Raw genomic sequence first — 2,793 nt, 5'->3', positions numbered from 1 at the left:
TTTAAAAAGCCATTGGTGATAATCCTCGGCGGAGCCAAGGTTTCGGACAAAATCGGTTTTTGAAAACAAATTGACGCCGGTTTTATGCGTGGGCGAAACCATGGAACAAAAAGCGAAGGGGATGCGCAAAAATATAGTCCAAGAACAACTTGGCAAAGATTTAAGGGAAATTAAGAATTTGGAAAAAAAGAATTTAATTATCGCTTACGAGCCGGTTTGGGCAATCGGCACCGGAAATTATTGTCAGCCGGAAGAAGCTCTGGAAATGATAAAATTCATAAAAGAAATTTTCAGTTTGAATTTTCCGAATTCCGATTTGAAAGTTTTATACGGCGGGTCAGTGGATCCCCAAAATATCGCTAATTATCTGAAATATCCGGAAATTGACGGCGCTTTAGTCGGCGGCGCGAGCATCAAAATAAACGAATTTAAGAAAATCATTAATGAAGTATCTAGGGCAGTTAAAACCGAATCAGCTCAAAAATAAAACCTGTCTTTTGCGGGTGGATTTGAATATTGAGTCGCCGGGAAAAGACGCTTTTCGTTTACAGGCGATTTTGCCGACTATAAAATTTTTGATTAAAAACGGAGTAAAAGTGGTGATTTTAAGCCATCGCGGCCGCCCTCTAAAAGCGACAAACGAGAAGCGACAAGCGACAAGTTATTCTCTGAAATCATTCGCAAAAATACTATCGAGGCTGATTAAAAAACCGGTTCATTTTATAGATTTTAAAAAAGGATTCAATGTGTCTGAAATTTCGGATACTATCACGCGTGATAGTATCCTCCTTTTGGAGAATTTGCGATTTTTGCCCGAAGAAGAAAAAAATGACAAAGATTTTGCCAAAGCGTTGGCTTCTCTTGGCGATATTTTTATTAATGACGCTTTTGCCGTCAGTCATCGGAAAAACGCTTCAGTGGAAGCCATCACTCATTTTTTGCCGAGTTATGCCGGTTTGCTTTTGGAAAAAGAAATTGAAAATCTTGACGCAGTGATGAAAAAATTTAAAAAGCCATTGGTGATAATCCTCGGCGGAGCCAAGGTTTCGGACAAAATCGGTTTAATAAATAATTTTCTAAAAAAAGCCGACTATTTCTTGATTGGCGGAGCGATGGCAAATACTTTTTTTGCGCTTCAGGGTTTGCCGGTGGGCGATTCATTTTATGAAAAAATTCGGATAGACGGTAAAATAACACGGGAAATAACGCGAAAAATTATTTTACCGATTGACGCCGTTCTTTATAAAAGAAAAATTTTGGATATCGGCCGGGAGACGGCAAAAAAATATAACGAAATCATCCAAAAAGCCGAAACCATTATCTGGAACGGCCCGATGGGAATGTTTGAGGATAAAAAATTCGCCAAAGGAACGGAAGAAATAGCGGCCGCGGTTTTCAAAAATAAAAAAGCCAAAATCGTTATCGGCGGCGGAGAAACAATCGCTTCGCTAAAAATCTCCCCCTATGAGGGATCTCTCGAAGGGAGAAAAAATCAAAAATCAAAAATCAAAAGTAACGTTTTTTTTTCCACCGGCGGGGGAGCGATGCTGGAATATCTGGCCGGGGAAAAATTACCGGGAATAGAAGCTTTAAAAAACAATTAATGATTGACCTGAATAAAAAAAATATCCCGAAAGCGATTAAACGCTTGGAATTGGCCAAAAAAAGAAATGAAAAAATCGCCCTCTGGGGCGATTATGATGCTGATGGAATTTCCGGCACTTTAATTATCTATGAAGCGCTGAAAGATTTGGGTTTTGAAAATTTTTTGATTTCACTTTCCGGCCGAAAAGGTATTTATAACCGGGGCAAAGTAGATATTGAAAGATTCGCCATAGAGGGGATTTCGCTCATTATTTCCGTTGATTTCGGCATTTCAGCGATTGAAGAAGTAAAATTTGCCCGCGAAAAAGGAATTGATTTTATTGTGCTTGATCATCACACTCCGCTCAAGGTTTTGCCTAATGGCATTATTATTAATTACTCCAACGGCCGCAGGGCGGCGGCGGGAGTTGTTTTGGAATTTGTTAAAAATTTATACCGGCAAGAAAAAAGACCGAAGAAAGAAATTGAGAAATTTTTTGATTTGGTCGCCATCGCCACGGTCGCCGACAAAATTATTTTAACCGCCGCTAACAAGAAAATAATTTCTCAAGGCATAGAAAGGATAATTGAGGGCTATCGGCCGGCTCTTCGCGTTTTGGTTAAAAAAATCAGGATAAAAAAATTAACCCCTGATAATTTTGAGCATTTGATTGGCCGGATCAATTTTCCCAAAGGAATTGATGAAGAAAATAATTTTTTTAAATTGATGAGCAGTAAGGACAAAAAAGAGATTAAAAATTTGGTTAACGAAATAGAAATTGACTATCAAAAAGCTCAAAAAATCATCGGAAAAATTTTAAAAGAAAATTTTGCCGAGTCAGCCGCCGATAAAATTTTACCAGAAGTGTTTTTTGCCGAAAATAAATTCAATTGGCCTCAGCCGGGGATTAACGGTTTGGTCGCTGATGAAGTTTCCCGAAAATTTAAGCGCCCGGTTTTTGTTTTTAATCACTCAGGCGATAAAATAAAAGCTTCGGGCCGGGCTCCCAAGGGATTGAACTTAGTGAAGGCGTTGAGGACTTGTTCAGCCGATTTATTTTGTAATTTTGGCGGCCATCCGCGAGCCGCCGGCTTTAAAGCCCCGGTGGAAAATCTGGAAAAAATAAAAGAATGCCTGGAAAATTATTATAAATCCGGGAAACATAAATAATTTTTTATGAAAAATAAAAAATATTTTGCTTATTGTGT

General features: G+C 38.5%; 3 protein-coding genes. All 3 read left to right on the top strand.

Annotated elements, in window-relative coordinates:
• Window positions 1-100 precede the first annotated feature (100 nt).
• From Q8N22_03630 to Q8N22_03620, 3 genes are read left to right on the top strand one after another with little or no spacing between them, the layout of a single operon-like run.
• On the top strand, window positions 101-487 hold the full coding sequence (locus Q8N22_03630; GenBank protein MDP3053007.1) for a triose-phosphate isomerase: 387 nt from the start codon (window positions 101-103) through the stop codon (window positions 485-487).
• On the top strand, window positions 444-1,604 hold the full coding sequence (locus Q8N22_03625; GenBank protein ID MDP3053006.1) for a phosphoglycerate kinase: 1,161 nt from the start codon (window positions 444-446) through the stop codon (window positions 1,602-1,604). Before Q8N22_03630 ends, Q8N22_03625 begins: the two co-directional genes overlap by 44 nt.
• On the top strand, window positions 1,604-2,755 hold the full coding sequence (locus Q8N22_03620) for a DHHA1 domain-containing protein (protein ID MDP3053005.1): 1,152 nt from the start codon (window positions 1,604-1,606) through the stop codon (window positions 2,753-2,755). Before Q8N22_03625 ends, Q8N22_03620 begins: the two co-directional genes overlap by 1 nt.
• The last annotated feature ends 38 nt before the right edge of the window (window positions 2,756-2,793 follow it).

This window comes from bacterium (assembly GCA_030693325.1).
Taxonomy (GTDB): Bacteria; Patescibacteriota; Minisyncoccia; order UBA6257; family MFKM01; genus MFKM01.
The sequence above is the reverse complement of the archived record's forward strand: the minus strand, read 5'-3'. Positions and strand labels throughout refer to the sequence as shown.

Excerpts from the sequence above, each read along its gene's own strand:
- Q8N22_03630 (MDP3053007.1), top strand. The coding sequence starts at position 101 with ATGGAACAAAAAGCGAAGGGGATGCGCAAAAATATAGTCCAAGAACAA.
- Q8N22_03625 (MDP3053006.1), top strand. The coding sequence starts at position 444 with ATGAAGTATCTAGGGCAGTTAAAACCGAATCAGCTCAAAAATAAAACC.
- Q8N22_03620 (MDP3053005.1), top strand. The coding sequence starts at position 1,604 with ATGATTGACCTGAATAAAAAAAATATCCCGAAAGCGATTAAACGCTTG.